The organism is Cupriavidus sp. SW-Y-13, from assembly GCF_009793345.1.
Classification (GTDB): Bacteria; Pseudomonadota; Gammaproteobacteria; order Burkholderiales; family Burkholderiaceae; genus Cupriavidus.
In genome coordinates this window covers 797724-822930 of sequence record NZ_WHLX01000001.1, presented here as the reverse complement: position 1 = coordinate 822930, position 25207 = coordinate 797724, and the positions used below count along the sequence as shown (strand labels likewise).

At 65.1% G+C, this 25207-nt stretch carries 18 protein-coding genes; 10 read left to right on the top strand and 8 right to left on the bottom strand.

The features are described 5' to 3' along the window. Positions 1 to 23 precede the first annotated feature (23 nt). On the top strand, positions 24 to 863 hold the full coding sequence (locus GA566_RS03725) for a sulfurtransferase (RefSeq protein WP_137926411.1): 840 nt from the start codon (positions 24 to 26) through the stop codon (positions 861 to 863). 14 nt (positions 864 to 877) lie between these two features. Here the strand turns inward: GA566_RS03725 and GA566_RS03720 are convergent, their stop codons facing one another. From GA566_RS03720 to rpsP, 5 genes are all read right to left on the bottom strand, one after another. Beyond that, positions 878 to 1558 carry a CoA pyrophosphatase gene (locus GA566_RS03720; RefSeq protein WP_137926412.1) on the bottom strand — a complete coding sequence of 227 codons (681 nt, stop codon included), beginning with the start codon at positions 1556 to 1558 and terminating at the stop codon, positions 878 to 880. A 131-nt stretch (positions 1559 to 1689) separates the two neighbouring features. Next, on the bottom strand, positions 1690 to 2082 hold the full coding sequence (gene rplS, locus GA566_RS03715; protein WP_137926413.1) for a 50S ribosomal protein L19: 393 nt from the start codon (positions 2080 to 2082) through the stop codon (positions 1690 to 1692). A 74-nt stretch (positions 2083 to 2156) separates the two neighbouring features. Continuing rightward, on the bottom strand, positions 2157 to 2939 hold the full coding sequence (gene trmD, locus GA566_RS03710; RefSeq protein WP_137926414.1) for a tRNA (guanosine(37)-N1)-methyltransferase TrmD: 783 nt from the start codon (positions 2937 to 2939) through the stop codon (positions 2157 to 2159). Positions 2940 to 2968: 29 nt separating this feature from the next. Next, positions 2969 to 3637 carry a ribosome maturation factor RimM gene (gene rimM, locus GA566_RS03705; protein WP_160473207.1) on the bottom strand — a complete coding sequence of 223 codons (669 nt, stop codon included), beginning with the start codon at positions 3635 to 3637 and terminating at the stop codon, positions 2969 to 2971. A gap of 63 nt (positions 3638 to 3700) precedes the next feature. Beyond that, positions 3701 to 3961 carry a 30S ribosomal protein S16 gene (gene rpsP, locus GA566_RS03700; protein WP_137926415.1) on the bottom strand — a complete coding sequence of 87 codons (261 nt, stop codon included), beginning with the start codon at positions 3959 to 3961 and terminating at the stop codon, positions 3701 to 3703. A 365-nt stretch (positions 3962 to 4326) separates the two neighbouring features. Here rpsP and GA566_RS03695 point away from each other — a divergent pair, with 365 nt between their 5' ends. The 7 genes from GA566_RS03695 (at position 4327) to GA566_RS03665 (ending at position 19568) form a co-directional block, all read left to right on the top strand. Continuing rightward, complete coding sequence (locus GA566_RS03695) at positions 4327 to 4734, top strand: hypothetical protein (RefSeq protein WP_137926416.1); 408 nt, start codon at positions 4327 to 4329, stop codon at positions 4732 to 4734. A gap of 71 nt (positions 4735 to 4805) precedes the next feature. Then, positions 4806 to 5303, top strand: coding sequence for an NINE protein (locus tag GA566_RS03690; RefSeq protein ID WP_137926417.1), 498 nt, complete (start codon positions 4806 to 4808; stop codon positions 5301 to 5303). 281 nt (positions 5304 to 5584) lie between these two features. Beyond that, a complete protein-coding gene (locus GA566_RS03685; RefSeq protein ID WP_160471687.1) occupies positions 5585 to 13699 on the top strand; it encodes an Ig-like domain-containing protein in 8115 nt (2704 codons plus the stop codon). A 117-nt stretch (positions 13700 to 13816) separates the two neighbouring features. Continuing rightward, entirely contained in the window at positions 13817 to 15184 is a 1368-nt protein-coding gene (locus GA566_RS03680) for a TolC family protein (protein ID WP_160471685.1), read from the top strand. Further along, a complete protein-coding gene (locus tag GA566_RS03675) occupies positions 15165 to 17354 on the top strand; it encodes a type I secretion system permease/ATPase (RefSeq protein ID WP_202126654.1) in 2190 nt (729 codons plus the stop codon). Before GA566_RS03680 ends, GA566_RS03675 begins: the two co-directional genes overlap by 20 nt. Before the next feature lie 5 nt (positions 17355 to 17359). Next, positions 17360 to 18532, top strand: a complete 1173-nt coding sequence (locus GA566_RS03670; protein WP_160471682.1) for an HlyD family efflux transporter periplasmic adaptor subunit — start codon at positions 17360 to 17362, stop codon at positions 18530 to 18532. A 142-nt stretch (positions 18533 to 18674) separates the two neighbouring features. Next, entirely contained in the window at positions 18675 to 19568 is an 894-nt protein-coding gene (locus tag GA566_RS03665; RefSeq protein WP_160471679.1) for a LysR family transcriptional regulator, read from the top strand. A 30-nt stretch (positions 19569 to 19598) separates the two neighbouring features. On the opposite strand, the gene GA566_RS03660 is transcribed toward GA566_RS03665, so the two are convergent. The 3 genes from GA566_RS03660 to GA566_RS03650 form a co-directional block, all read right to left on the bottom strand. Beyond that, complete coding sequence (locus GA566_RS03660; RefSeq protein ID WP_137926422.1) at positions 19599 to 20558, bottom strand: phosphoribosyltransferase; 960 nt, start codon at positions 20556 to 20558, stop codon at positions 19599 to 19601. A gap of 127 nt (positions 20559 to 20685) precedes the next feature. After that, the gene (locus GA566_RS03655; RefSeq protein ID WP_160471676.1) at positions 20686 to 21771 is read right to left on the bottom strand and encodes a PA0069 family radical SAM protein; all 1086 of its coding nucleotides are present in this window, start codon (positions 21769 to 21771) and stop codon (positions 20686 to 20688) included. A 76-nt stretch (positions 21772 to 21847) separates the two neighbouring features. Beyond that, a complete protein-coding gene (locus GA566_RS03650; protein WP_137926424.1) occupies positions 21848 to 22363 on the bottom strand; it encodes a winged helix-turn-helix transcriptional regulator in 516 nt (171 codons plus the stop codon). Positions 22364 to 22472: 109 nt separating this feature from the next. Between GA566_RS03650 and GA566_RS03645 the strand changes: the two genes are divergently transcribed. Further along, complete coding sequence (locus GA566_RS03645) at positions 22473 to 23777, top strand: D-amino acid dehydrogenase (RefSeq protein ID WP_160471674.1); 1305 nt, start codon at positions 22473 to 22475, stop codon at positions 23775 to 23777. Between the two features lie 66 nt (positions 23778 to 23843). Then, positions 23844 to 25207, top strand: a protein-coding gene (locus GA566_RS03640; RefSeq protein WP_160471670.1) for an IS3 family transposase whose coding sequence is annotated in 2 segments (ribosomal slippage) — positions 23844 to 24345 and positions 24345 to 25207 — 1365 coding nt in all. Because the reading frame shifts where the segments join, the coding sequence is not laid out codon by codon here.

Genomic DNA, 25207 nt, shown 5'->3' with positions numbered 1-25207 from the left:
TGCCCGGCCAGCGGCGTTGCACCATGCAGATCGTTAATATTTCGGCTTACAAGTTTGTCTCGCTCGACGATATCGAGACCCTGCGTCCCGCCATGCGCGAGCGCTGCGACGCCGCGAGCCTCAAGGGCACGATCCTGCTGGCGCCGGAAGGCATCAACATGTTCCTGGCCGGCACCCGCGCACAGATCGACGAATTCATGACGTGGCTGCACGCCGACGCCCGTTTCGCCGATATCGCGCCGAAGGAAAGCCTGTCCGAGAACCAGCCCTTCAAGCGCATGCTGGTTCGTGCCAAGAAGGAAATCATCACGATGAAGATGCCGCTGATCCGCCCCGAATCGGGTCGGGCGCCGGCGGTGCGCCCGGTGGACCTCAAGCGCTGGCTCGATCAGGGTCACGACGACGAGGGCCGCCCCGTGGTGATGCTCGATACGCGCAATGATTTCGAAGTGGCGGTTGGCACCTTCGACAACGCCGTCGAGTACAACATCTCGAAATTCAGCGATTTCCCGCCGGCCGTCGCCGAGAACAAGGCTGCGCTGGAAGGCAAGACCGTGGTCTCGTTCTGCACCGGCGGCATCCGCTGCGAAAAGGCCGCGATCCACATGCAGGAAGCGGGCATCGAGCGCGTGTACCAGCTCGAAGGCGGCATCCTGAAGTATTTCGAGGAAGTGGGCGGCAGCCACTACAAAGGCGACTGCTTTGTCTTTGACTATCGCACCGCCCTGAACCCGAATCTCGAACCCTCCGGTCCGGTGCAGTGCTTCGCGTGCCGCGCCGTGGTCACGTCGGAAGAACAGCAACATCCGAAGTACGTGGTGGGCAAGAGTTGCCCGCATTGCGCGGACGCCGCCGCGGCCTGAGCGTCTTCGGGCGCTTAAGCTGCCAGCAGGTGATAGAGGTTGCGCAGCATGCCCGCCGTGGCGCCCCAGATGAAGCGATGGCCACCCGCTTCGAGCGGATACGGCATCGCATAGAACTGGCGTTCGCCGCCCTCATACCGATAGATGCGGCGCTCATGCCGCGATGGGTCCATCAGGAACGCCAGCGGCACTTCGAAGACATCGGCCACTTCGCCCGCATCGGGTTGCAGCGTGAAGCCTGGCCGCACCAGGCCCACGACCGGGCTCACGTGAAAGCCCGTGCCCGTGATGTAGTCGGGCAGCGAGCCTAGCACCTCGACGAAATCCCGTCCGATACCAACTTCCTCTTCGGTCTCGCGCAGTGCCGTGGCGATCCGGTCGGCGTCATAGGTTTCCTGACGGCCACCCGGAAAACTGATCTGCCCCGCATGGGAAGAGAGATTGGCATTGCGTTGCGTCAGCAATACGGTCAGCCCGTGCTTGTGCTCCACCAACGGCACCAGCACTGCGGCCTCGCGCAACCCACGCGTTTTGTCGTAGATGCGCGACTCGTCGGTCAGTTCAGGCTCCCAGGCGGGCGGCGAGAGCAGCCGGTGCCGGATGAAATCGGGCTGCATGCGCGGCGCGGACAGCGGCGCGCGCTGATGGTCGGTCGCGACGACCGGAAGTGTTTCGGGATCGAATATGGGGCGCATAACACCGGCAAGTATGACAGGAAGCGACGTACCGCGCCGGGCGCCCCACAATGCAAAAAGGACACCCCGAGGGGTGTCCTTCGCAAAGCCGGTCTGGCGTAGCACCGGTTTCCCGGTGCTGTCAGAAAAGCTTACTCTGCAGCGGCGGCGACCTTGGGGGTCTTCGCTACCAGCTTTTCCTTGATACGTGCCGACTTGCCCGAACGCTCGCGCAGGTAGTACAGCTTCGCGCGACGGACGTCGCCACGACGCTTGACTTCGATGCCCGCGATCAGCGGCGAGTACAGCTGGAACGTACGTTCCACGCCTTCACCCGACGAGATCTTGCGCACGATGAAGGAGCTGTTCAGGCCACGGTTACGGCGGGCGATCACCACACCTTCGTAAGCCTGCACGCGCTTGCGCGTACCTTCCACCACATTCACGTTGACGATAACGGTATCGCCAGGTGCGAACACGGGGATGGACTTGTTCGCGGTCAGACGCGCGATTTCTTCCTTCTCGATCTGCTCGATGATGTTCATCGTTTTCTCCTTGACCATCATGCCAGCGTTCAATGCCCCAGAACTTTGCTGGGCCCCGGCAGAGGATGGTAGTTTCACTTGGCGGGAGCGAACTCCCGCCCTGCTTTCGCCGCCAGTTCCGACAGATACTTCTCGTCGGCCTTGGACAACAATCCTTGCCCACGCGCGGCCACGATCAGGTCGGGACGCTTGCGAGCGGTATTGGCCAGCGCCTGCTGCCGCCGCCATTTTTCGATCTCGGCATGATGGCCCCCGAGCAAAATGTCGGGCACCCGCACACCTTCATATTCTTCCGGCCTCGTGTAGTGCGGACAATCGAGCAGGCCGTTGACAAAGCTGTCCTGCACCGCCGATTGCGCATCGCCCAGCACGCCGGGCAGATGCCGCACCACCGCGTCGATCAGGGCCATCGCAGGCAGTTCGCCCCCCGACAGCACAAAATCGCCGAGGCTGATTTCCTCGTCCACGCGACGATCGATCAGACGCTGGTCGATGGCCTCGTATCGTCCGCACAGCAGCACCAGTCCCGGGCGCTGCGCCAGCGACATGACCTTGTCATGCGTCAGCGTCGCGCCTTGGGGCGACATCAGCACCACATGCGGCTTTTCCACCCCGGCGTCACGCTGCGCCGCAGCCGCGGCATCGAGCGTATCGTCCAGCGGCTTGGCCAGCATCACCATGCCGGGTCCGCCACCATACGGCCGATCGTCGATCGTCCGGTAGTTGTCGACGGTGAAGTCGCGGGGATTCCAGCTGCGCAGCGTGTAACGCTGCTGCTTGGCCGCCCGGCTGGTAATGCCCCAGTCGGTCAGCGCACGGAACATCTCGGGAAACAGCGTGATCACGTCGAACTGCATCGCGCCTCCCAGGACGTCACTTCAGTACTTCAGAAATCGAGCCCCCAGTCGACCACGATGCGCCGGGCGGAAATATCCACCGAGCGCAGATATGCGTCGACAAACGGAATCAGCCGCTCGGCGGCCTTACCGTCCGGCAGCTGGTAAGCCACCTCGAGGATCTGATGGGCGCCATTGTCGATCAGGCCAGTCACCTCGCCGAGCGCTTCGCCCTGCTCGTTGACCACCGCACAACCGATCAGGTCGACCCAGTAGAATTCATTCTCTTCCGGCGCGGGGAAGTCCTCCCGCCGGATCCAGACGCGCCTGCCCTTGAGCATTTCGGCCACATTGCGTTCCGAGACACCGGTAGCTTGCGCCACCACGGTACCGCTATGTTCACGCGACTGGGCAATCTTGACGCTCACTGCCTCCGACGGCGACGCCGGTGCCGCCAGCCTGCCAGCGGGTGGCGCAGGAAGCAGCCACCAGCGGCGGGCGTGGAGCAATGCGGAGGCGTCGTCCGCATGCGGCTGGACCTTGATCCAGCCCCGGATACCATACGCCGCGCCCACGTAGCCAACCTCGATGAGGTCGTCGGGAAGCGCGTCGGTACAGAGCAGCCCGGCGGGCAGCTTTGCTGAACGCGCAGCGGCACCGCCTTGCGTGGCGGCGTTCGACAGGTTCAGCGGCTTGCGGCCGGTGGCGTTGCCAGTCACGTTGGCGGAGCGTCGGTCAGACATCGCCACGCACCGGAAACCGGCGCACAGGCGATATGACTATCAGGCAGCAGCCGGAGCAGCCTTGGCGGCTTGCTTCACCAGGCGGGCAACCGTCGGCGACAGTTGTGCGCCAACGCCTTGCCAGTAGGCCAGACGGTCGTGCACCAGGCGCAGACCTTCTTGCTTTTCAGTCGCCAGCGGGTTGTAGAAGCCAACGCGCTCGATGAAACGGCCATCGCGACGGTTGCGCGAATCGGTAGCAACGATATTGAAGAAGGGGCGCTTCTTGCTGCCGCCGCGAGCCAGACGGATTACGACCATTGTAAATTCCTCGAAAAAACGGGGTGTGCGAACACGAAACGCAAGAGTATAGCCCAGTTCCGCAGCCCAAACAAACACTTAGGGCGATCCCGTACCCCGCGCCGGCGCCGAAGCGCCCTCGACGCAACATCGGACCCGCCGGGCCGTGGCGAAAACCGCGAAGCGGCTCTGCAGCAACAGTCCGATGATGCACTTTCTGGCCGCTCAGATGGAGCAACCTCAACCGCCGCCAAACAGGCGTCAAAGCTGGCAAAAATGACGAAACAATCCGTTACACCAGTAACGGGTTTCGCATAGGCCATCACAGGCGCGCTGCGTACCATGGACCCAACGCCTGACTCATCACCTGGACATTGGGAATCCGCATGCTTGCCCGCCCCCACCTGCGCTCACTGGTGGCTGGTACCTTGGCCGTCATCGGCCTGGTTGGCGCGATCGCCACCAGCCACGCACAAGTCGCCTTCTGGCAGCGCGCCGTCGACAATCCGGTGCGCGCGGTTCGCCTTGGCGCCGATAGCTGGGATGTTGCCGCGGTACGCGCCGAAAATCGGCAGCACGTGCAGCAGCAAATCGACCGCATGGAGCAACGCGCCCGCAACGACGACCGCCTGAGCGGACGCCCCCCCGAACCCGGCAACCGCGACGAGCGGGCGCGCCAGGCGGGTGGACCGGATCGTAACACCGGCGACAACGGTGCGATGCGCGGCACCGACGTTCGCCCCACCAACGTCGGCCCCGGCTGGCAGGCACGCGGACGCGACGGCGGACGCTGACTCCCCCTTCGGCCAGCGCCTGGGTGACGGGGCGTACAATGCGGCATCCCTGCCCCATCGCCCCGCTCACGATGCCTGCCGCAAGCCAAGCCCCTGTCGTCGCGCCTCAATCCCCCGCCGGACGTCCGCTCCGAAAATCCAAGCTCGTCACCGTTGCGCTGGCCTTCCTGCTGGGAAGTGTCGGCTTGCACCGCTTCTATCTGCATGGCCTGGGCGACAAATTCGCCTGGACCCACCTGCTGGCCATGCTGGCTGGTGCGATTGGCGTCACGTCGATGGCATTGGGCACCGGCAATGCGGCATTGAACTGGACGTTTGCGGTAGCCGGTGGAGCGTCTATCGTTGCCGCCTTCCTCACGGCCATCGTGTTCGGACTGCGTCCCGACGAAAAGTGGGATGCCCGCTACAACCCGCACGGCCAACCCACGCGCTCTGGCTGGCCGGTGATCATTCTCGTGATCCTTTCGCTGATGATCGGCACTGGCCTGTTGATGGCCGGCCTGGCGATCAGCTTCCAGACGTTCTTCGAATCCCAGGTGGAAGCCGCCAAGGCGCTCTCGCAGGAGTAGCGCACTGCTTCAATTCCCACTGGTTGCAAAGATGCAACCAAACGTAAGTGGGGAAATGAAATGTGCGTTTACTTCGCCATACTCGCCGATATGGCAAATCGTTCGCTTTTTGTGCTTCATGCAATTCGCACAGTTCGTGGATAGATTCCTGACCATTCAGACATAACAACAACAGAGACAACTGCATTGGCACGGCCTTAGGCGCGCGCTGCAGATGGGGGATTGTTCCTTGATATGCCCGGCCCCGCCGGGCATATGGACCATTCTCGCCAGGAGCGCGTATGAGCACGCCCGCCGCATTGCAGAACCACGCCAACGTTTCTGTCGCCGCCGGCGCCACCTCCGTGGCTGCCCCGCAAGGCCCCACCAACTTCCTGGTTTCCGCGTCGCGCGAAAGCGTGCAGAACTACGCCCGCGAGGGCAACGACCTGCTGGTGTCGTTCAAGGACGGCCACACGCTGCGCATCGAGGGGTTCTTCGCCAACGGCACACAGACCCACAACCTTGTGTTTGTCCAGGAGGATGGCAGCTGGCTAGCTTCGTTCGACCAGGCGATGGTGCCCGGGGGCGATCAGATCGCCGACGCGGCGGTGGCCTACACGCCGATCTCGCAGAGCACGTCCACCACCGCCTTGCTGGCGCTGCTGGGTGTGGCCGCTGGTGCGGGCATCATCGCCGCCGTGGCTGGCGGCGGCGGGGGCGATAGCGATAGCGGCGGCAACGTGGGCGGTGGTGGTAGCGGCGGCGGCACGGGCACCACGCCCGCCGCGCCATCCGTCGCGCCCATCGGCAACGTGATCGGCAGCAACGGCTCGCAAGCCACCGACAATGCCGCGCCAACGCTGCAAGGTAGCGGCGCGCCGGCCAACAGCACGATATCGATCCTGCTCGACGGCCGTCCGCTGGCAACCGTGCGCGCCGATGCCAACGGCAACTGGAGCTACACGCTGCCGCAGCAGTTGCCGGATGGCACCCACCAGATCGTCATCACGCAGACGGCACCCGATGGCACCACAAGCGCACCCACCGTGATCGATTTCACTGTCGATACGCAAGCGCCTGCCGCCCCGGTAGTGACCGACGTCAGCGACGATGCCACGCCGGGGACGGGTCCCGTCACCAGCGGGGGCAGCGCGAACGACAGTACGCCGACGCTCACCGGTACGGCCGAGGCTGGCAGCACCGTACAGATTTTCAACGGCGCCACGTTGATCGGCAGCGTGATGGCCGATGCCAACGGCAACTGGTCGTTCACGCCTGGCACCGCCCTGCCCGACGGCAGCTACACGTTCACGGCCACGGCCACCGATGCCGCCGGCAATACCGGCGTGGCGAGCGCGCCGTTCACGCTCGTCATCGACACCGCACCGCCAGCCGCGCCCACGGTTACGCAAAGCAATGCGCAAGGACTCGCCGGCACGGCCGAAGCGGGCAGCCTGATCTCGATCGATCTCGATGGCGACGGCACGGCCGATGCCATCGTCACCGCCGATGGCGCGGGTAACTGGCGCTACGTGCCCTCGCCCGCCTTGCCCGATGGCACGACGATCACCGTGATCGCCACGGATGTGGCGGGCAATGCCAGCGCGCCCGTAGCGGCCACCGTCGACAGCACGGTGCCCGATGCGCCCGATCTCGACAGCGTGACCGATGATCGGGCGCCCGTGACAGGTACGCTGGCCAGCGGGGACACCACGAACGATGCCACGCCCACCCTGTCCGGCAGGGCCGAGGCCAACAGCCTCGTCACGATCTACGACGGCACTGCCGTGCTCGGTACTGTGGTCGCGGATAGCGATGGCAACTGGCAGTTCACGCCCACTGCGTCGCTGTCCGAAGGCTCGCATGTGCTGACCGTCACCGTGACCGATGCAGCAGGTAACACCAGCGCCGCCACGGCACCGTTCTCGTTGACCGTCGATACCTTGCCGCCCGGCACACCCACGGTATCGCCCAGCAATGGCGCGGTCCTGTCCGGCACGGCCGATGCGGGCAGCACCGTCCTGATCGATCTCGACGGCGACGGCACCGCCGACGCCAGCGTCGAGGCCGATACCAGCGGGCACTGGTCCTATGCACCGGACACGCCGCCGGGCAACGGCGCGGTGGTGACCGTCACCGCCACCGATGCGGCGGGCAACGCGAGCCCATCCGCATCGACCACGATCGATACCAGCATCGTCGACACCACGCCGCCCACCACGCCAACCATCGCGCCGACCGCGGGCACAACACTGTCCGGCACTGCGGAAGCCGGCAGCACCGTCAACCTGGACCTGAACAACGACGGCACGGTCGATACCACCGTCGAGGCCGACGACGAAGGCAACTGGACCTACACGCCGGTCCCACCCATTGACGATGGCGTCACCGTCAGCGTGACCGCCACAGACAGCGCCGGCAACACGAGCCAGCCGGCTACGGCCATCGTCGATGCCAGCGCACCGCCCACGCCTGCCATCGGCACCGTCACTGACAACGCATCGCCCATCACAGGTCCGCTGACAACGGGTGGGAGCACCAATGACACCACGCCCACGTTCGCGGGCACCGCGGAGCCTGGCAGCACCATCACCCTTACTGACACCGTCAGCGGCAACGTGCTCGGCGCTACGACCGTCGATGGTGACGGCAACTGGACATTCACGCCGCCCAGCGCCCTGCCACCCGGCGCGTATGCAATCGAAGCCATCGCGACCGACGCCGTTGGCAATGCCAGCGGCCCGAGCACGGCGTTCGAACTCGTCATCGACACCTCGCCACCCGCAGGCCCTGCCATCGGCACGGTCACCGACAACGCCGATCCCGGCACGGGACCATTGCTGAACGGCGGCATCACCAACGACACCACACCCGCATTCAGCGGCAACACCCAGCCGGGCAGCACGGTCAATCTTTACAGCGGCACCACGCTGCTGGGCACGGGGGTGGCGGACGAGAACGGCAACTGGACCATTTCGCCATCGCCGGCACTGGTCGACGGCAGCTACACGGTCACGGCCGTCGCGACCGATCCGGCCGGCAACACCAGCATTCCCGGCGCGGCCTTCACGCTGACCGTCGACGCCACGCCGCCCGCTGCGCCCACCATCGTCACCAGCAACGGCACCACATTGAGCGGCACGGCGGAAGCCAACAGCACGATCGACATCGACCTCGACGGCGATGGCACCGCCGATGCCACGGTCACCGCCAACGACGATGGCGAATGGACCTACACGCCCCTGCCCACGCTCGGCGATGGGGCCGTGGTCAGCGTGACCGCCACCGATGCCGCGGGCAACGCCAGCGAACCGGCCACGATCACCATCGACGGCGCCGCGCCCGATGCGCCATCCATCGATGCGACCACCGACGACACGACCCCTGCGACAGGCGCCCTGGCCAGCGGCGACAGCACCAACGACACCACGCCGCTGCTGAGCGGCACGGCCGAACCGGGCAGCATCGTCGAGATCTCCAATGGCAGTGCCGTGCTTGGCACAGCCACGGCAGACGGAGACGGTAACTGGACCTTCACGCCCACGGTGCCGCTGACCGACGGCGTCTATACGCTGACCGCCACGGCCACCGATGCAGCCGGCAACACCGGGGCCGCCAGTCCCGCGTTCACGCTGACCGTCGATACCGCGCCACCCGACCCGCCCAATGTCACCGGCAGCAACGGGAGCGCGCTGACGGGCACGGCAGAGGCCAACAGCGTGATCGGCATCGATCTCGACGGCGATGGTGCCGCGGACGCAACCGTTACCGCCGACAACAACGGCACGTGGACCTACACCCCCTTACCCGTGCTGCCGGACGGCGCCGTACTCGGCGTGACGGCTACCGATGCCGCAGGCAACACCAGCGCCGTCGCAGCGGTCACGATCGATGCCGCAGCGCCCGCCGCACCTGTCATCGTGTCCGCCACCGATAACGCGACGCCGCTCACCACGCCAGTACTCGACGGCGGCAGCACCAACGACACCACGCCTACGCTGACCGGCACCGCCGAACCCAACAGCACCATCAACCTCTACAGCGGGGGGGCACTGCTGGGCACCGTGGATGCCGATGCCGACGGCAACTGGTCGTTCACGCCAGATCCGGCGCTGGTCGACGACACCTACATCGTCACGGCCACCGCCACCGATGCCGTGGGCAACACCGGTCCGGACAGCGCCCCCTTCACCCTTACCGTGGACACCGCGCCCCCCGCCACGCCGATCATCGACATCCGCAGCGGCACTGCGCTGGTTGGCACCGCCGAAGCAGGCAGCACGCTCAACATCGATCTGGATGGCGATAGCGAGGCCGATGCCACCGTCACCGCCGATGCTGACGGCAACTGGACCTACGCACCTGCGGGTGGCCTGGCCAACGGGCTGGCGGTGTCGGTGACTGCGAGCGATGCCGCAGGCAACACCAGCGGTCCGGCCACGGCCACCATCGATGCCGCCGCGCCGCTGCCGCCCGTGATCGTCACGGTCACCGACGACAACCCGCCCGCCACCAGCACGCTGTCGAGCGGCGCGAGCACCAACGACGATACGCCCACCCTGGCCGGCACCGCCGAGCCCAACAGCGTGATCAACGTCTACGACGGCACCACGTTGCTGGGTACCGTCACCGCCGCCAGTGGCACCGGGGCGTGGACCTTCACGCCCGACGGGCTCGACGATGGCAGCTACACGTTCACCGTCACCGCCACTGACGCGGCCGGGAATACCAGCACGGCCAGCGCACCGTTCACGCTCACGGTGGATACCGTAGTGCCCGATGCGCCGTCGATCCTCAGCGTCACCAAGGACAGCGCGGGGCCGGGTGTGCCGGTGGTGCCGGGCGGCGAGACCAACGACGCCACACCGTTGATCGCCGGCGTGGCCGAACCCTTCTCGAACATCGCCTTGTACAACGACGGCACGTTAATCGGCAGCACCGTCGCCGACGAGAACGGCAACTGGCAGATCTCTCCCGCCACGCTGCCCGACGACACCTATACGCTGACGGCCATCGCCACCGATGCGGCAGGCAACAGCAGCGACGCAAGCGCATCGTTCACGTTCACCATCGACACCGCCCCCCCCGCCGCGCCGGACATCCTGCCCAGCGACGGCACGTCGCTCACCGGCACGGCCGAGCCAGGCAGCCTCGTCAACATCGACATCGGCAACAACGGCAGCATCGACGCCACCGTGGGCACCGACGCAAGCGGCAACTGGTCCTACATGCCGGCCTCACCGCTGGGCGATGGCGTGGTGGTCTCGGTGACCGCCACCGACAGCGCCGGCAACACGGGCGCAGCCGACAGCACCACGGTCGACATCGACCTCAACGACGTCACGCCACCTGCCGTGCCCACCGTCAATGCCAGCAACGGCACCGTACTGACCGGCACGGCGGAAGCTGGCAGCACCGTGAACCTCGATCTCGACGGCAACGGCACGCCCGATACCGCCGTCACCGCCACTGCCGGCGGCGTGTGGACCTACACGCCGCCCACGCGACTGCCCGATGGCACAACCGTCAACGTGTCGGCCACCGATTCGGCAGGTAACACCAGCGGCAATGCCACCGTGACGATAGACGGCGTGGCGCCGATTGCACCGGTTATCGCCACCCTGACCGACAACACCCTGCCGCTGGCCGGCACCGTGCTGACCGGCGGCAGCACCAACGACACCACGCCCACGCTCTCGGGCACGGCCGAGCCTGGCAGCACCGTCAGCCTGTTCAGCGGCACCACGCTGCTGGGCACGGTGGCGGCCGATGGTCTCGGGAACTGGAGCTTCACTGCCGCCACGCTGACCGATGGCGGATACACCGTCACCGCCACCGCCACCGATGCGGTGGGCAACACCAGCGCGCCATCCACGGCATTCAGCTTTACGGTCGATACCGTGGCGCCGGTCTTGCCGACGATTGCCGCCACCAACGGCACCACACTGACGGGCAGCGCAGAGGCCAACAGCACTGTCGGCATCGACTACACCGGCGATGGCGTGATCGATGTCACCGTCAACGCGAACGGCGCAGGCGTCTGGACGTACACGCCTGCAACGCCATTGGCCAACGGCATTGTCGTGAGTGCCACCGCCACTGACGCCGCCGGCAATACCAGCGCCGCCGCGAATGTCACCGTGGATGCCGCCGCGCCCGCCACGCCGGTGCTGCTATCGGTTACCGACGATGTGGCCCCCGTAGCCGGCACGCTCATCAGCGGCGCAGCCACCAACGACACCACGCCGACGCTGGCTGGCACGGCCGAGGCCGGCGCCACTATCACCGTCTTCGACGGCCTCACCCTGCTCGGCACGGCCACTGCCGATATCAACGGCAACTGGCAGTTCACGTCTCCGGCGCTGACCAACGGCCCCCATGCGCTGACGCTGACCGCCACCGATGCCGTCGGCAATACGAGCACCGCGACCACAGCGTTCAACCTGACCGTCGATACGAATGCGCCCCTCATGCCGGTCATCACGCGCAGCAGCGGTGTAGCGCTGACCGGCACCGCCGAAGCGGGCAGCACGGTGAACCTCGACCTCAATGGCGATGGCACGGCCGACGCTCGCGTGACGGCCGACACGGGCGGCAACTGGACTTTCGCGCCTTCGCCCGCACTGACCAACGGCATCACAATCAGCGTCACGTCCACCGACGCAGCCGGAAACACCAGCCTGGCTGCCACTGCCACGGTAGATGCCCTGGCGCCTGCCGCACCAGTAATCACCACCGTCACGGACAACGTCTCGCCCGTGACCGGCACGCTGGTCAACGGCGGCAACACCAACGACACCACACCGACACTGGCCGGCACGGCCGAGGCCAACAGCCTGGTCTCGGTCTACAACGGCTCCGCGCTGCTGGGCACCGTGCGCGCCGATGGCAGCGGCAACTGGAGCTTCACCACGGCGATCCTGGCCGATGCCACCTATGCGCTGGCCGTCACCGCCACCGATGCAGCGGGCAACGTCAGTGCGCCAAGTCCCACGTTCACCGTGACCGTCGACACCATCGCGCCGACCGTCACCGCCACAATCTCGACGCTGACCGACGATACCGGCGCCGTGGGCGACTGGGTCACCGGCGATCATTCGCCCATCGTTGGCGGCACGCTGAGCGGCGCGCTGGGCGCGGGTGAAACCTTGCAGGTCAGCCTCGATGGCGGCACGACCTGGACCAATGCCGTAGTCAGCGGCACAAGCTGGCAGTGGTATGCGCCGGGCCAACTCACGGATGGCGCCCACTCGGTCAGCACGCGCGTGGTAGATGCCGCCGGCAATCTCGGCACCGCATCCACGCAGGCGTTCTCCATCGTCACGAACGTGGCCCCGCAGGTGACCGTGCGCGATGCGGGTGGACTGTTGGGCATCGCCGATGCCAACCTGCTCGGCCTGATCGAACTCGGGCAGCAGCAGTTCTTCGCGGCAAGCGACTACAACAACAACATCCAGCAGGTGCGCATCTCGTTCGGCGGCGTGCTGGACCTGCTGGCGCTGCAGCAACTGAACGCGAATGCGGCGCTGGCCGCCGAACTGGGCCTGCGCTTCCAGGTGGTCAATGATCCTGGCCTGCTCGGAATCGGTGCCTCATCGGTGATGACGATCACGTCGCTGAATGGCGGTACGATCGACAACCTGCATCTGAACGAATTCCTCGGCTCCGTCACGCTGTCGAACGGCCTGCTCGGCATCAATGTCGGCCTGCTGAATTCACTACAGATCACCGCCACCGATTCCACTGGCCTCAGTGCCACCAGCAGTGCGGCGCAACTGCTCAGTGCCGGCGTGCTGACCAACCTGCTCGGCGGCACGCAGCCCTCGGCCATCGTCGAAGGAACCGCCACCGGCAACACCCTGAATGGATCGGCAGGCGACGACCGGCTCTACGGCTACGGCGGGGATGACACGCTCAACGGGCTGGGCGGCAACGATCTGCTGCGCGGCGGCGCAGGCAACGACGCGCTCAACGGCGGCGCAGGCAACGACCTGTTGATCGGGGGTGCCGGCAACGACACGCTGACCGGCGGCACAGGCGGCGACGTGTTCCTCTGGGAGGTCTTCGACAACACCAACGGCACCGGCGGCAATGGCACGGACACGATCACGGATTTCAACGTCGGGACCAGCCCGAACCAGACCGGCCTGGACCGCCTGGATGTCTCCGCGCTGCTGATCGGCTACCAGTCCGACGCGGATGGCCCCGCGCACTACGTCAATGGCGTGGCGACCATCGACCAGGGCGACCTGATCCGCAACTATCTGTCGGTCACCAACGTCAATGGCAACACCGTCGTGTCGATAGACCGCGACGGCGCGGGCGGTGCGTTCGGCTCGCAAACGCTGGTCACGCTGAACAACGTCACCACGAACCTGGAGACTCTGCTCGCCAATCATCAGATCCTTGTGTGAGAAACGCCCAGCCATCGACACCAACTTCATCGGGGACGCCGCCGATTGCCGACACATGCTCATGACCCGGATGCACCACCCGTGGCCGGTCCGGTCCGACGGGTTCGACTCACGATCATGCTTGGCCTGCTGGGCGTGTCCATCGCTGGCGGCTGGCAGGTGTCCGCCACGGCGGCAACGCCGGTCACGGCGCTCGCGCAGGTGACGGGACCGCTCCCGGCACCCTCCTCCATACCATCCACCGCACCCGACACCACCCGGCACGTCACGCTGCAGGGACTGAACATGCGAGAAGCGATCGGCATCGCGATCTCGCGCCATCCGGACATCAGCCGCGCCAATGCCGTGGTGGCGCAAGGCACCTCCGAGGTGGCCGTTGCCAAGGCCGCCTGGTATCCAAAACTCGAGTATGGCGTGCGGCCCGGCTATGGAGGCACCTTCGGCACCGGCGGCAACAACGTGGGCGCGCGTGCTTCAATCGGCGTCAGCCAGTTGGTCTACGACTTCGGCCGTACGTCGAGCAAGGTGGCGGCAGCCGATGCGTCGCTGACGCGCAGCCGGCACCTGCTGGCCGAAAGCATCGAGAACGTGGCCGCCAACACCGCCGCAACGTTCGTCGATCTCTCCGCCAGCCAGGAGATCGTGGCCGCAGCCCAGCGGCAGATCGAGGCCCTGACCGGCATACGCGGCAAGATCGGGGACCGTGTACGCGCCGGGTTATCGGTGACATCCGACCGCAACATGGCCGATGTGGCGATCCAGCGCGCGCGTGCGGACGAACTCAAGGCACGCAGCCGCTTCGACGTGGCTGCCACGCGGCTGGCCCAGTTGATTGGCGCCCGCCCACCGCGCGTGGCGGAATTGAACAACGCGGACGAAGACGTGCGCAGCATGGGCGACGAGCGCGGCGACGTGGAGCAAACGCCGTCCGTGCTGGCGGCCGGCGCCGCCGTGGAGGCTGCGCAGGCCCACGTCACGCAGGCGGAAGCCGAGCGCTTTCCGGCGATCAGCGTCGGCGTCAGCCGCGCAGCGTCCACCGGCCCCACCAATGCCAACGACGACACCTGGATCGGCGTGCAGATTGCCGGCGACTTCTCGCTGGGCGGTCTCAACCGGCATCGCATCGCCGCCGCCAAGGCCGAGCAGCGCGCGGCCCTGGACTCCCTCGACAACGAACGGCTGCAGGCCCGCACCGCGTTGAACGCGGCCTCGACCGAAGCCACCGGTGCGTCGGCGCGACAGCGCAGCTTCGAGGAAGTGATCGGCTTGCTGCATGCCTCGCGCGATCTGTACTGGCAGGAATACATGCTCAACAAGCGCACGCTGACCGATGTGATCAATCCCGAACGGGAGATTTTCATCGCGGAGCAGGAACGCATCACCGCCATCGCAGACAGCATGCTGGCGCGCATCAAGGCACATGTGGCGGTAGGCCGGTTCGTGGAGTTGCTACGGGAGCAGGAACTTGGAAGCCAATCGCAGTAGTGACAAGCGCGCGCCGGACCCTCAGCCGGAGGTGACCAACCTCGGGCGCTGGGCCGAGGCCATCCTGCTGGCCGCGCGGCACCTGGGCCTGCCCAATTCGCCCGAACTCGTGCGCGGCGCTGCGGCCTGGGCCGATGCCTCCGACACCAGCCGCGCGGTGGTGGAGATGGCTGCGGCAGCCGGTCTCAACGGGCAGTTCGTGTCCTTGCCACCCGATGCGCTGACAGACGTGATGCTGCCCGCGCTCGTGTGCGTGGATGCGTGCTACGTCGGCATGATCGTCGCCGTAGCCGAAGGCCGCGCCGCGCTGCACGTGCCCACCGATAGCGGCGTGCTGGAGCGCACGCCCAAGCTGGACACGCTGCTGCGCGACGGCCGCCTGCACGTGCTGCTGGTGCGCGAGCGAGAGACCCCGCGTAGCGACCGTCTCGATGCCTACATGGCCGCCCGTCCACGAGAATGGCTGCGCGCGGCCTTCACCACGAACTGGCGCACGATGCTGGAGTTGGGATTGGGCTCGTTGTTCGGCAACCTGCTGGCCATCGCCACCTCGCTGTTCGCGATGCAGGTGTGGGACCGTGTGGTGCCCGCGCGCTCGATCCACACGCTGTGGGTGCTGGCCGCCGGAGTGTTGCTGGCACTGGTGCTCGAACTGATGATCCGCACCGCCCGCGTGGCCATTGCCGATCACTTCGGCAAGCAGGTCGATCTGAAACTCTCGGCGATGTTCTTCGCACGCGTGCTCGATATCCGCAACGATGCGCGACCGCAATCGCCAGGCACGCTGGTGGCCCAGTTGCGAGACCTCGAACAGTTGCGCGAACTGCTGACGTCCAGCACGCTCGGGGTGCTGATCGACCTGCCATTCGTACTGGCCTTCCTGTTCATCATCTGGCTGCTCGGCGGCTGGCTGGTGCTGGTGCCGCTGCTCGCCATTCCGCTGCTGGTGCTACCCGGCGTGGTGGCGCAGGTGCCGCTGGCGCGGCTCTCGAAGCAGGGGATGTCGGAGTCTGCGTTGCGCAATGCCATCCTGATGGAATCGATCTACCGCATCGAGGACATCAAGTCGCTGCAGGCGGAGCCGCGCTTCCGCAAGCTCTGGCAGCACACCAACGAAGTGAACGGCGAGGTGGGCCTGAAACAGCGTTTCCTGGCCGGGCTGTTGATGAACATGGCGCAGATGGTGCAGCAGATGGCCTATGTTGGCGTGCTGGTGGCTGGCGTGTACGGCATCCTCGACGGCGACCTGTCCTTCGGCGCGGTGCTGGCCTGCTCGATCCTGACCAGCCGGACCATCGCCCCGCTCTCGCAGATTCCCGCCGTGCTGGGCCGCATCCAGAATGCGCGCGTCGGCAAACAGGCGCTCGATACGTTGCTGACGTTGCCCGTCGATCACGAACCCGGCCGCGATGCTTATCACCGCACGGCATTGCTGGGCCAGTACCGGTTGGAGAACGTGGTCTATGGTTACGATCCGCAGGAAAAGCCTGTGCTGACGGTCGCGGATCTGCGCATCGAACCCGGTGAACGCATTGCGATACTGGGGCGCGTAGGCGCCGGAAAATCCACGCTGTTGCGCCTGCTGGCCGGGCTGTCGACGCCGCAGCAGGGCCGCGTGATGTTCAACGACACACCCATGCCGATGATCGACGTGGCCGATGTGCGCCGCGACGTCGGCATCGTGTTGCAGGAAGCCAGCCTGTTCTACGGCACGCTGCGCGACAACCTCCTGGTTGCCGACCCGCTGGCCACCGACGACGCCCTGCTGGCTGCGCTGCGACTGGCCTGCGCCGATCGTCTGCTGCTGAACCAGCCGCACGGCCTGGACCTGCGCATCCGAGAGAACGGCGTTGGACTTTCAGGCGGCCAGAAGCAGGCGCTGATCCTGGCGCGCACGCTGTTGCGCGCGCCGAACGTGCTGCTGCTCGACGAACCCACCGCCTCGCTCGATGAAGCCACCGAACTGGCCATCATCCGCCAGTTGCGCGGATGGCTTGGCGGACGCACGCTGGTGGTGGCCACGCACCGCTATCCCGTGCTCGCGTTGGCAGACCGTCTGATCGTGATCGACAATGGCCGCATCGTGCGTGACGGCCCCAAGGATGACGTGCTGGCCGCGCTGCGTGGCCAGTCTCCCGCAACCGGCCCGGCCGTGCGCGCGGCGGAGTAACGACCATGGACGCCTTTGCAACGTGGATGCGAATCGGCCAGCGCGGCGACGCGCCCCGCTACCTGTTGTGGACGATCATCGTTGCGCTGGCGATCTTCATCGCCTGGGCCGCGCTGGCCGGACTCGACGAGGTCGCCGTGGGCGAGGGTCGCGTCACGCCTGCCTCGAAGGGACAGATGATCCAGAGTCTCGAAGGCGGCCTGCTGGCAGAGTTGACCGTGCGCGAAGGCGACGTAGTGAAGGCCGGCCAGCAACTCGCCACGCTCGATCCGGTACTTGCGCGATCATCGATGGAAGAAACGCTGGAGAAGATCACAGCGCTACAGGCCCGTGCGGCACGACTGCAGGCCGAGATGAACGATGCGGATACGGTGCAGTTTCCCGCCGAACTCGCGAAAGCGCCCGCCGTGACCGAGCGCGAGCGGCAAGCCTTCCTGACCAATCGTCGCGCTTTCCGCGAGAACGCCGGCAACCTGCGCGAACAGCTTCGGTTGGCGCAGAACGAACTCAATATCGCCCTGCCGTTACTGCGTACCGGTGCAACCAACGAAGTAGAAATCCTGCGTCTGCGGCAGAAGGTGGCCGAACTGACCACCAAGCTATCGGCCACGCAGAGCGAATACTACGTGGCACTGAAATCGGACTACGCCACCACCATGGCCGATCTCGGTCCCCTGCTGAAGATTCGCGAAGGCCGTGCCGACCTGCTGCGGCGCACCGCACTGGCATCGCCTGCGCGCGGCATCGTCAAGGACATCCGCATCTCGACCATCGGCGGCGTGGTGGCACCCGGTGGCGTGCTGATGGAGATCGTGCCGCTGGGCGACCAGTTACTTGTGGAGGCGCGCATCAGTCCGCGCGATATCGCGTTCATCCATCCGGGGCAGGAAGCCACGGTGAAAATCTCGGCGTATGAATCGTCGGTCTACGGCACGCTGCCCGCCAAGGTGGACCGCATCTCGCCGGACACGATCGAAGACCAGGTGGACCGCCGCATCTACTACTACCGGGTCTATGTGCTGACCGACCATGCGTGGCTGGAGACGAAGGACGGCAAACGGCATCCGATTCTGCCCGGCATGGTGGCGACGGCCGAGATCCGCACTGGGCGCCGCACCGTGCTCGAATATCTGGTCAAGCCATTCAACCGCGCGGCGGAGGCATTGCGCGAACGGTAGGGTACGGCGACGCTGGCACCGATCCGGCGGCGAGGTTACTCGCCGATACAAATCCCGGCGTTTTCCACACAACCCGGATACAGGGCACGAGCAGGCTGCATGCATGAACCGGCCATCCGGCTCGTCGCCACCCCGTTAGGTTATGGAAACACCAGACCGTCTTCTCCGAAGCTTTCTTCGGATCGCCGAACTCGAATCATTGTCCAAGGCTGCCGACAGCGTGGGACAAACCCAGTCGGGTATCAGCAAGCAACTCGCCATGCTCGAAGCGCATGTCGGCAAGCCATTGTTCGTACGAACGGGGCGCGGCGTTGCGCTGACCGAGGCCGGATGCAAGCTGCAGGCGGCCGTAGAGGCGCCGTACCGCGCCATCGACATGGCGGTAAAGTCCATACGCGAGACTCACGGCACCACACAGGGCACGTTGCGGATCGCCTTCGTCCACACCGTCAACTATTACTTTCTGGCTGATGCGGTGGCGAGCTTCTTTGCGAACTACCCCGACATCAACCTTTCGCTGATGGGGCGCAGTTCGGCGGACGTCGTCGCGCTCGTGGAAGCCGGCCGGGCCGATCTCGGTATCGCCTACGACACCGCTGTGGATACCGCCGGGCTGGCGGTACACCCGCTCTTCGAGGACGACATGTGCCTGGTCACCTCGCGCACGCCCGATGCCGCACTGGCCGAAGCGGGGATCAACCTGCGCGAGCAGATACTTCGGCTGGTGGGATTTCCCAAGGGCTATGCGTTGCGTCGCATGGTCGAAATCGCGGGCCTTCAGCATCCGTATGTCGCCGAGGCCGAAACCGTCGATGCCATTCTCAAGCTCGTATCCCTGGGTGTTGGCGACAGCATCCTGCCGTCCCGCCTGCCGGACAAGCTGCTTAACGAGTACGGACTGAGCAAGGTGAAGATCCGGAGCCCGCTGCTGCGCCGACGCATCGTCGTCGTCAAACGCACCGGCCGCCAGACCCTGCCGCTGGTGGAAACGCTGTTCCGATCCGTGCTGCAGGTCGCGGGAGCGCTACGGGAATAAGGCGTTGAAACCCTTCGTGTTGCGTCCCTCTCAGCCGGGCACGGCTTCCCGCCACGTCGCGGCGTTGATCAGCATGCCTGCCTGACGCAGTGCATCCCACCAGATCACACGCAATAGCGGTGCCGCCCTGGCGATAAAGAGCGCCTGCAAGGGATCGCTCTCGATGTAGTGCGTCACCCCGGCTCGCCGCGCGGCGTTCGCCTTGTGGGCTGCGGCCCCGGCAGGCGTTCCATCGTAGCCGTCCGGCCGCATCATCAGATCCAGGTGGCCATAGCCGTGCCGATCGAGCCATGCCTGGGTGCGCGCCCGGTCGACGCTGGGCCGCCCCGTGATGACGGCCCTGACGTTCTCGAAATCGACGGACGGCACGACCTCGAAGGGTAGTAGCGCATCGCGTTCCTGCAACGCTGCGGCCAGGTCTTCGTCGTATCGGGAAAGCGGGATGTCGGGTAGCAGGATGCCGTCCAGGTCGATGGCGTAGCGCGCATATTCGTGATCGTCGCGCATGCCCTCCGCAGCACCCGCCTCGACGCGCGACCAGTCGTCCCGATAACGTTCCGTATAGGCTTGGCGCTCCCACGGAAACATCGTGAAGAACCCCGTCGAGTCGTTGGCATAGTCGGGGCGAATCCGGCTGATCTCGTCGAACGCCCCGGTCAACGTCTTGACCACAAGGCCATGCCGCTCCAGGAACGCGATGCAGTCGACCAGCGTGAACCCGCGGCCCGCAATATCCTCGCAGAGCAGCACCTTCGTTCCCGGCGGCGGCAGCGGCCCGGCCGAGTTCCACAACACGCGGCGGGTCGGCCGGTCGTAGGCCAGAAATGCCACCGGCGCGCCAATCGCGTGCGAGACCATCAACGCGAGGGGAGCGCCGCCTCGCAATATGCCGATGCTGGCGCCGAATTTTTCTTCGAGCAGCATGGGTTGGAGGGACTCGATCCACTGGTCGAGTTGGTCGTACGTCAACGTCAGAACCGGTTTTTCCAATGCTATGAGTGTCTTGGTGAAACGCGGATGTCAGTATGGCGTGCCGGGTCATCGCGAGCCACGCACGTACATTCATCTCGGCTATCGCCTTCCGGCATAACGTCCACCCCCGGCATTGGCACCGGGATCAGAACAGGCTCCCTTGCGGGGACGGCGGCACCGGCACACTGAACAGATCGAGTCGCAGCGGGGGGCGCTCCTTGTTGAGACCGAATCGACGGCAGGCTTGCTGGAATCTCTTTTCCACGAGTTCGGCAAAGATGCCCGTGCCGCGCATCCGCTGCCCGAACGTGGAGTCGTTCTGCCGGCCATCGCGGATCTGCTCGATGAGGCTTAGCACATGGCGCTTGCGGCCCGGGTAGTGCTGCTCGAGCCATTCGACGAAAATATCGCGCACCTCCAGTGGCAACCGCAGCATCACGTAGCCGGCGGACGCAGCGCCAGCCTCGGCGGCGGCCTCGAGGATGCGTTCGATCTCGGTATCGGTCAGCGCCGGAATGATCGGGGCCACCATGACGCCGGTGGGAATGCCCGCGTCGGCCAGTCGCCGGATGCCTTCGAGCCTTCGCGCAGGCGTGTTGGCGCGCGGTTCCAGCCTGCGTGCGATATCGGCGGACAACGACGTGACCGAGATGTAGACCCGCGCGAGTCCCTTTTCGGCCATGCGGGCAAGGATGTCGATGTCGCGCGTCACCAGCGCGGACTTCGTCGTGATCGCCACCGGGTGGTTGAATGCTTCGAGCACTTCGAGAACGGAGCGCGCCAGGCCCATCTCCCGCTCGATCGGCTGATAGGGATCAGTATTGGTGCCGATGGCAATGACGGACGGCTGGTAGGACTTCTTCGACAGTTCCTTGCGCAGCAGTTCGGCAGCGTTGGGCTTGGCGAAGAGCCGGGTCTCGAAATCGAGCCCGGGCGACAAGCCCATATAGGCGTGCGTCGGACGGGCAAAGCAGTAGGAGCAGCCATGCTCGCAGCCGCGATAGACGTTGATCGACTGGTCGAAAGGCAAGTCCGGCGACTGGTTGTGCGTGATGATCGACCGGACGGTCTCGATCGTTACCGTGGTGCGGGGCACGGTGCGCTCACCATGGGCTTCGATCTCGCCAGCCAGTCCGTCGAGGTCCACCTCGCGCTGCCAGCCGTCGAAACGGGATTCCACATTGGACGTGGCGCCCCTGCCCTTCTGGGCCTGCGCGCGGTATGAGGGCATGGATTTCCCCTTGGCGGGACATCAAACGAATACTGTATAAATATACAGTATTCCCCCTGCCACCCAAACCCATTTTTCAGGCCATGCCGGGTCCGCCACCCTCACGGGGCTCCACCAGAATAGCGAGCGTCTCCTTGATCTCCTCCATCACCACGTAGCTCTTGGACTGCGCCGCGCCAGGCAACTGCAGCAGGATATCGCCGAGCAGCCGGCGGTACTCGCCGATCTCGCGGATACGCGCCTTGATCAGGTAATCGAAATCGCCCGAGACCAGGTGGCACTCCAGCACCTCGGGAATGCGCAGCACCTCGCGGCGGAACTGCTCGAACATGTTGCCGGACTTGTTGCCCAGCGAAATCTCCACGAATACCAGCAGCGCGCTGCCGAGCAACGCCGGATTCAGCCGTGCGTAGTAACCCATGATGACCCCGTCACGTTCGAGCCGCTTCACGCGCTCGATGCATGGCGTGATGGTCAGCCCCACCGCCTCGGCGAGGTCTTTCATCGAGATCCGGCCATCGGCCTGAAGTACCTCCAGGATCTTGCGATCCAGCCGGTCCAGTGCCCGTATCGGTTGACGGCTCGTTCTCATGATTTTTTCCTGTTTCTGTAAAAAGTTCAGAAACTATGACTGGCTGAAAGTCCATAGTATAGAAGCGAATTCTTAGACAGATTGTTTTTGCAGTACGGAGCCCCCGAAAATGCGCGTTCTTGTTCTTGGCAGTGGCGTGATTGGCGTCACCAGTGCGTGGTACCTGGCCCGAGCCGGTCATGAAGTGACCGTGGTGGACCGCGAAGGCGGCCCCGCGCTGGGTACCAGCTTTGCCAATGCCGGCCAGATCTCGCCGGGCTACGCATCGCCGTGGGCCGCACCGGGTGTGCCGCTGAAGGCCATCAAGTGGATGTTCCAGGAACACGCGCCGCTGAGCATCAAGCCCGATGGCACGCTGTTCCAACTGCAATGGATGTGGCAGATGCTGCAGAACTGCACCGCCGACCGGTATGCGATCAACAAGGAGCGCATGGTACGGCTGGCCGAATACAGCCGCGACTGCATCCGCGCACTGCGGGCCGATACCGGTATTGCCTACGAAGGCCGCCAGCAAGGCACGCTGCAGGTGTTCCGCACGCAAGCACAGCTTGAAGCGGCAGCGCGGGACATCGCCGTGCTCGAAGAGGCAGGCGTGCCCTACCAATTGCTCTCGCGCGAAGAACTCGGCGCGAGCGAACCGGCGCTTGCCGCGGCGGGTCAGAAGCTGGCTGGCGGCTTGCGTCTACCCAACGACGAAACGGGCGATTGCCAGTTGTTTACCGAGCGGCTGGCGGCCATGGCTGCATCCATTGGCGTGGAGTTCCGCTACAACCAGTCGATCGACGGACTGCTCACCGAAGGTAATGCAGTCACCGGCGCGCTCGTCGGCGGCAAGCCGATGATGGCGGACGCAGTGGTCGTGGCGCTGGGCAGCTGGTCCACCCCGTTCGTGAAGCACGTGCTACCCGGTCTGTCGAACCTGCCCGTGTACCCGCTCAAGGGCTTCTCGATCACGGTGCCGCTCGTCGACGCTGAAAAGAGCCCCGTTTCCACCGTGCTAGACGAAACCTACAAGGTTGCCATCACGCGTTTCGACGACCGCATCCGCGTGGGCGGCATGGCGCAGATCGTGGGGTACGACCGCTCGCTCGACCCCAACAAGCGCCGTACGCTGGAACACGTGGTGACCGACCTGTTCCCCGGCGCCGGCGACGTGAGCCGCGCCACGTTCTGGACCGGCCTGCGCCCGATGACTCCCGACGGCACCCCGGTTGTGGGCCCTGCCGGCATTCGCGGCCTGTGGCTCAACACCGGACACGGCACGCTCGGCTGGACGATGGCTTGCGGTTCGGGACAATTGCTCTCCGACCTGGTCTCGGGCGCGCGTCCGGCGATTCGTGCCGATGACCTGTCGGTGGATCGATATCGGAAGTCGGCGCGCACGCACCATGCGCCGAGGCCGGTGACGGCGTAAAAAAGGCGACCCGAGTGAACTGCACCCCAAAAGTTGGACATCAATCCAACCTTTGGGGTGTTTTTCATGACGAAGTACAACGAGGCGTTTAAACGACAGTTGGTTCAGGAGTATCTGGCGGGCCAGGTTGGGACTCGGGCTCTTAGCGAAAGGCATCAGATCAGCCATTCGACCCTCCGACGCTGGATTGCTGGGTGGCAGCATCACGGGCAGGCCGGGCTGCGCAAGAAGCATGAAACGTATAGCGCCGAGTTCAAGCTGAAGGTGCTGCAACGCATGTGGCGCGACGAGTTGTCCTTCCAGCGGGTAAGCGCGCTGTTCGATCTGCGTGAAGCAAATGGAATCGCTCGGTGGGAGCGCCAGTATCATGAGGGTGGTTTTGAAGCTCTCCAGCCTCGCCGCAAAGGCCGGGCGCCCACAATGTCCCAAGCCAAGCCGCCAACTCTCCCCCCGTCCGTGCCGGTTCAAGACCGTTCGCGTGAGGATCTGCTCAAAGAAAATGAGTGCCTGCGCGCTGAGGTCGCGTACTTAAAAAAATTGAGGGCCTTGCGCCAGGCCAAGGAACAATCGGCGCAAAAGAGAAAGCGCAAGTCGTGAACGTATTGCGCCAACATCATCCCCTGTCGATCTTGCTCAAGATCGCCGGACTGGCACGCAGCACGTTCTACTACCAAGTGAGCGCAGGTAAGGCGCAGGATCGACATGGCGAGCTGAAAGCGCATATTGCCCGCATCTTTGCCCAGCACAAGGGTCGATATGGCTATCGCCGGATCACGGCCGCTTTGCGTCACAGCGGTATTCGAGTCAATCACAAGACCGTGCAACGGCTGATGGCGGTGTTGCAACTGAAGTCACCTGTGCGGCCCAAGCGATACCGCTCGTATCGAGGGCAAGTGGGACGCGTGGCCCCCAACCTGCTACAGCGCCAATTCGCGGCAACCAGACCAAATGAGAAGTGGGTGACAGACGTAACCGAGTTCAGCGTTAGTGGCAAGAAGCTCTATCTCTCGCCCGTGCTGGACCTGTATAACGGCGAGATCATAGCGTGGCAAACCAGCGAGCGACCTGACTTCGAACTGGTCCGGGGAATGCTTGATAAGGCTTTGCGAAAGCTAGGCCCTGAAGACGCCCCAATGTTGCACTCGGATCAAGGCTGGGCCTATCAAATGGCGGCATATCGTCGGAAACTGGCCAAGCGAGGCTTGCCTCAGAGCATGTCTCGAAAAGGCAATTGCCTGGACAATGCGGCGATGGAGAGCTTCTTCGGCACGCTGAAGTCCGAGTACTTCCGGCTGGAGCGTTTCGCGGACATCGACCAATTGCGACGCGGCATTGCCGAATACATCCGGTACTACAATTACGACCGCATCAAGCTCAAGCTAAATGGGCTGAGTCCCGTGCAATACAGGACTCAGCCCCAGGCCGCCTAA

Bases quoted from the DNA above. Each gene is read 5' to 3' on its own strand.
- GA566_RS03670 (WP_160471682.1), top strand. From the start codon at position 17,360: ATGGACGCCTTTGCAACGTGGATGCGAATCGGCCAGCGCGGCGACGCG.
- GA566_RS03690 (WP_137926417.1), top strand. From the start codon at position 4,806: ATGCCTGCCGCAAGCCAAGCCCCTGTCGTCGCGCCTCAATCCCCCGCC.
- GA566_RS03650 (WP_137926424.1), bottom strand. From the start codon at position 22,363: ATGAGAACGAGCCGTCAACCGATACGGGCACTGGACCGGCTGGATCGC.
- GA566_RS03725 (WP_137926411.1), top strand. From the start codon at position 24: ATGCAGATCGTTAATATTTCGGCTTACAAGTTTGTCTCGCTCGACGAT.
- GA566_RS03665 (WP_160471679.1), top strand. From the start codon at position 18,675: ATGGAAACACCAGACCGTCTTCTCCGAAGCTTTCTTCGGATCGCCGAA.
- GA566_RS03655 (WP_160471676.1), bottom strand. From the start codon at position 21,771: ATGCCCTCATACCGCGCGCAGGCCCAGAAGGGCAGGGGCGCCACGTCC.
- rplS (WP_137926413.1), bottom strand. From the start codon at position 2,082: ATGAACATCATCGAGCAGATCGAGAAGGAAGAAATCGCGCGTCTGACC.
- rpsP (WP_137926415.1), bottom strand. From the start codon at position 3,961: ATGGTCGTAATCCGTCTGGCTCGCGGCGGCAGCAAGAAGCGCCCCTTC.
- GA566_RS03695 (WP_137926416.1), top strand. From the start codon at position 4,327: ATGCTTGCCCGCCCCCACCTGCGCTCACTGGTGGCTGGTACCTTGGCC.
- trmD (WP_137926414.1), bottom strand. From the start codon at position 2,939: ATGCAGTTCGACGTGATCACGCTGTTTCCCGAGATGTTCCGTGCGCTG.
- GA566_RS03685 (WP_160471687.1), top strand. From the start codon at position 5,585: ATGAGCACGCCCGCCGCATTGCAGAACCACGCCAACGTTTCTGTCGCC.
- GA566_RS03645 (WP_160471674.1), top strand. From the start codon at position 22,473: ATGCGCGTTCTTGTTCTTGGCAGTGGCGTGATTGGCGTCACCAGTGCG.
- GA566_RS03680 (WP_160471685.1), top strand. From the start codon at position 13,817: ATGCTTGGCCTGCTGGGCGTGTCCATCGCTGGCGGCTGGCAGGTGTCC.
- GA566_RS03720 (WP_137926412.1), bottom strand. From the start codon at position 1,558: ATGCGCCCCATATTCGATCCCGAAACACTTCCGGTCGTCGCGACCGAC.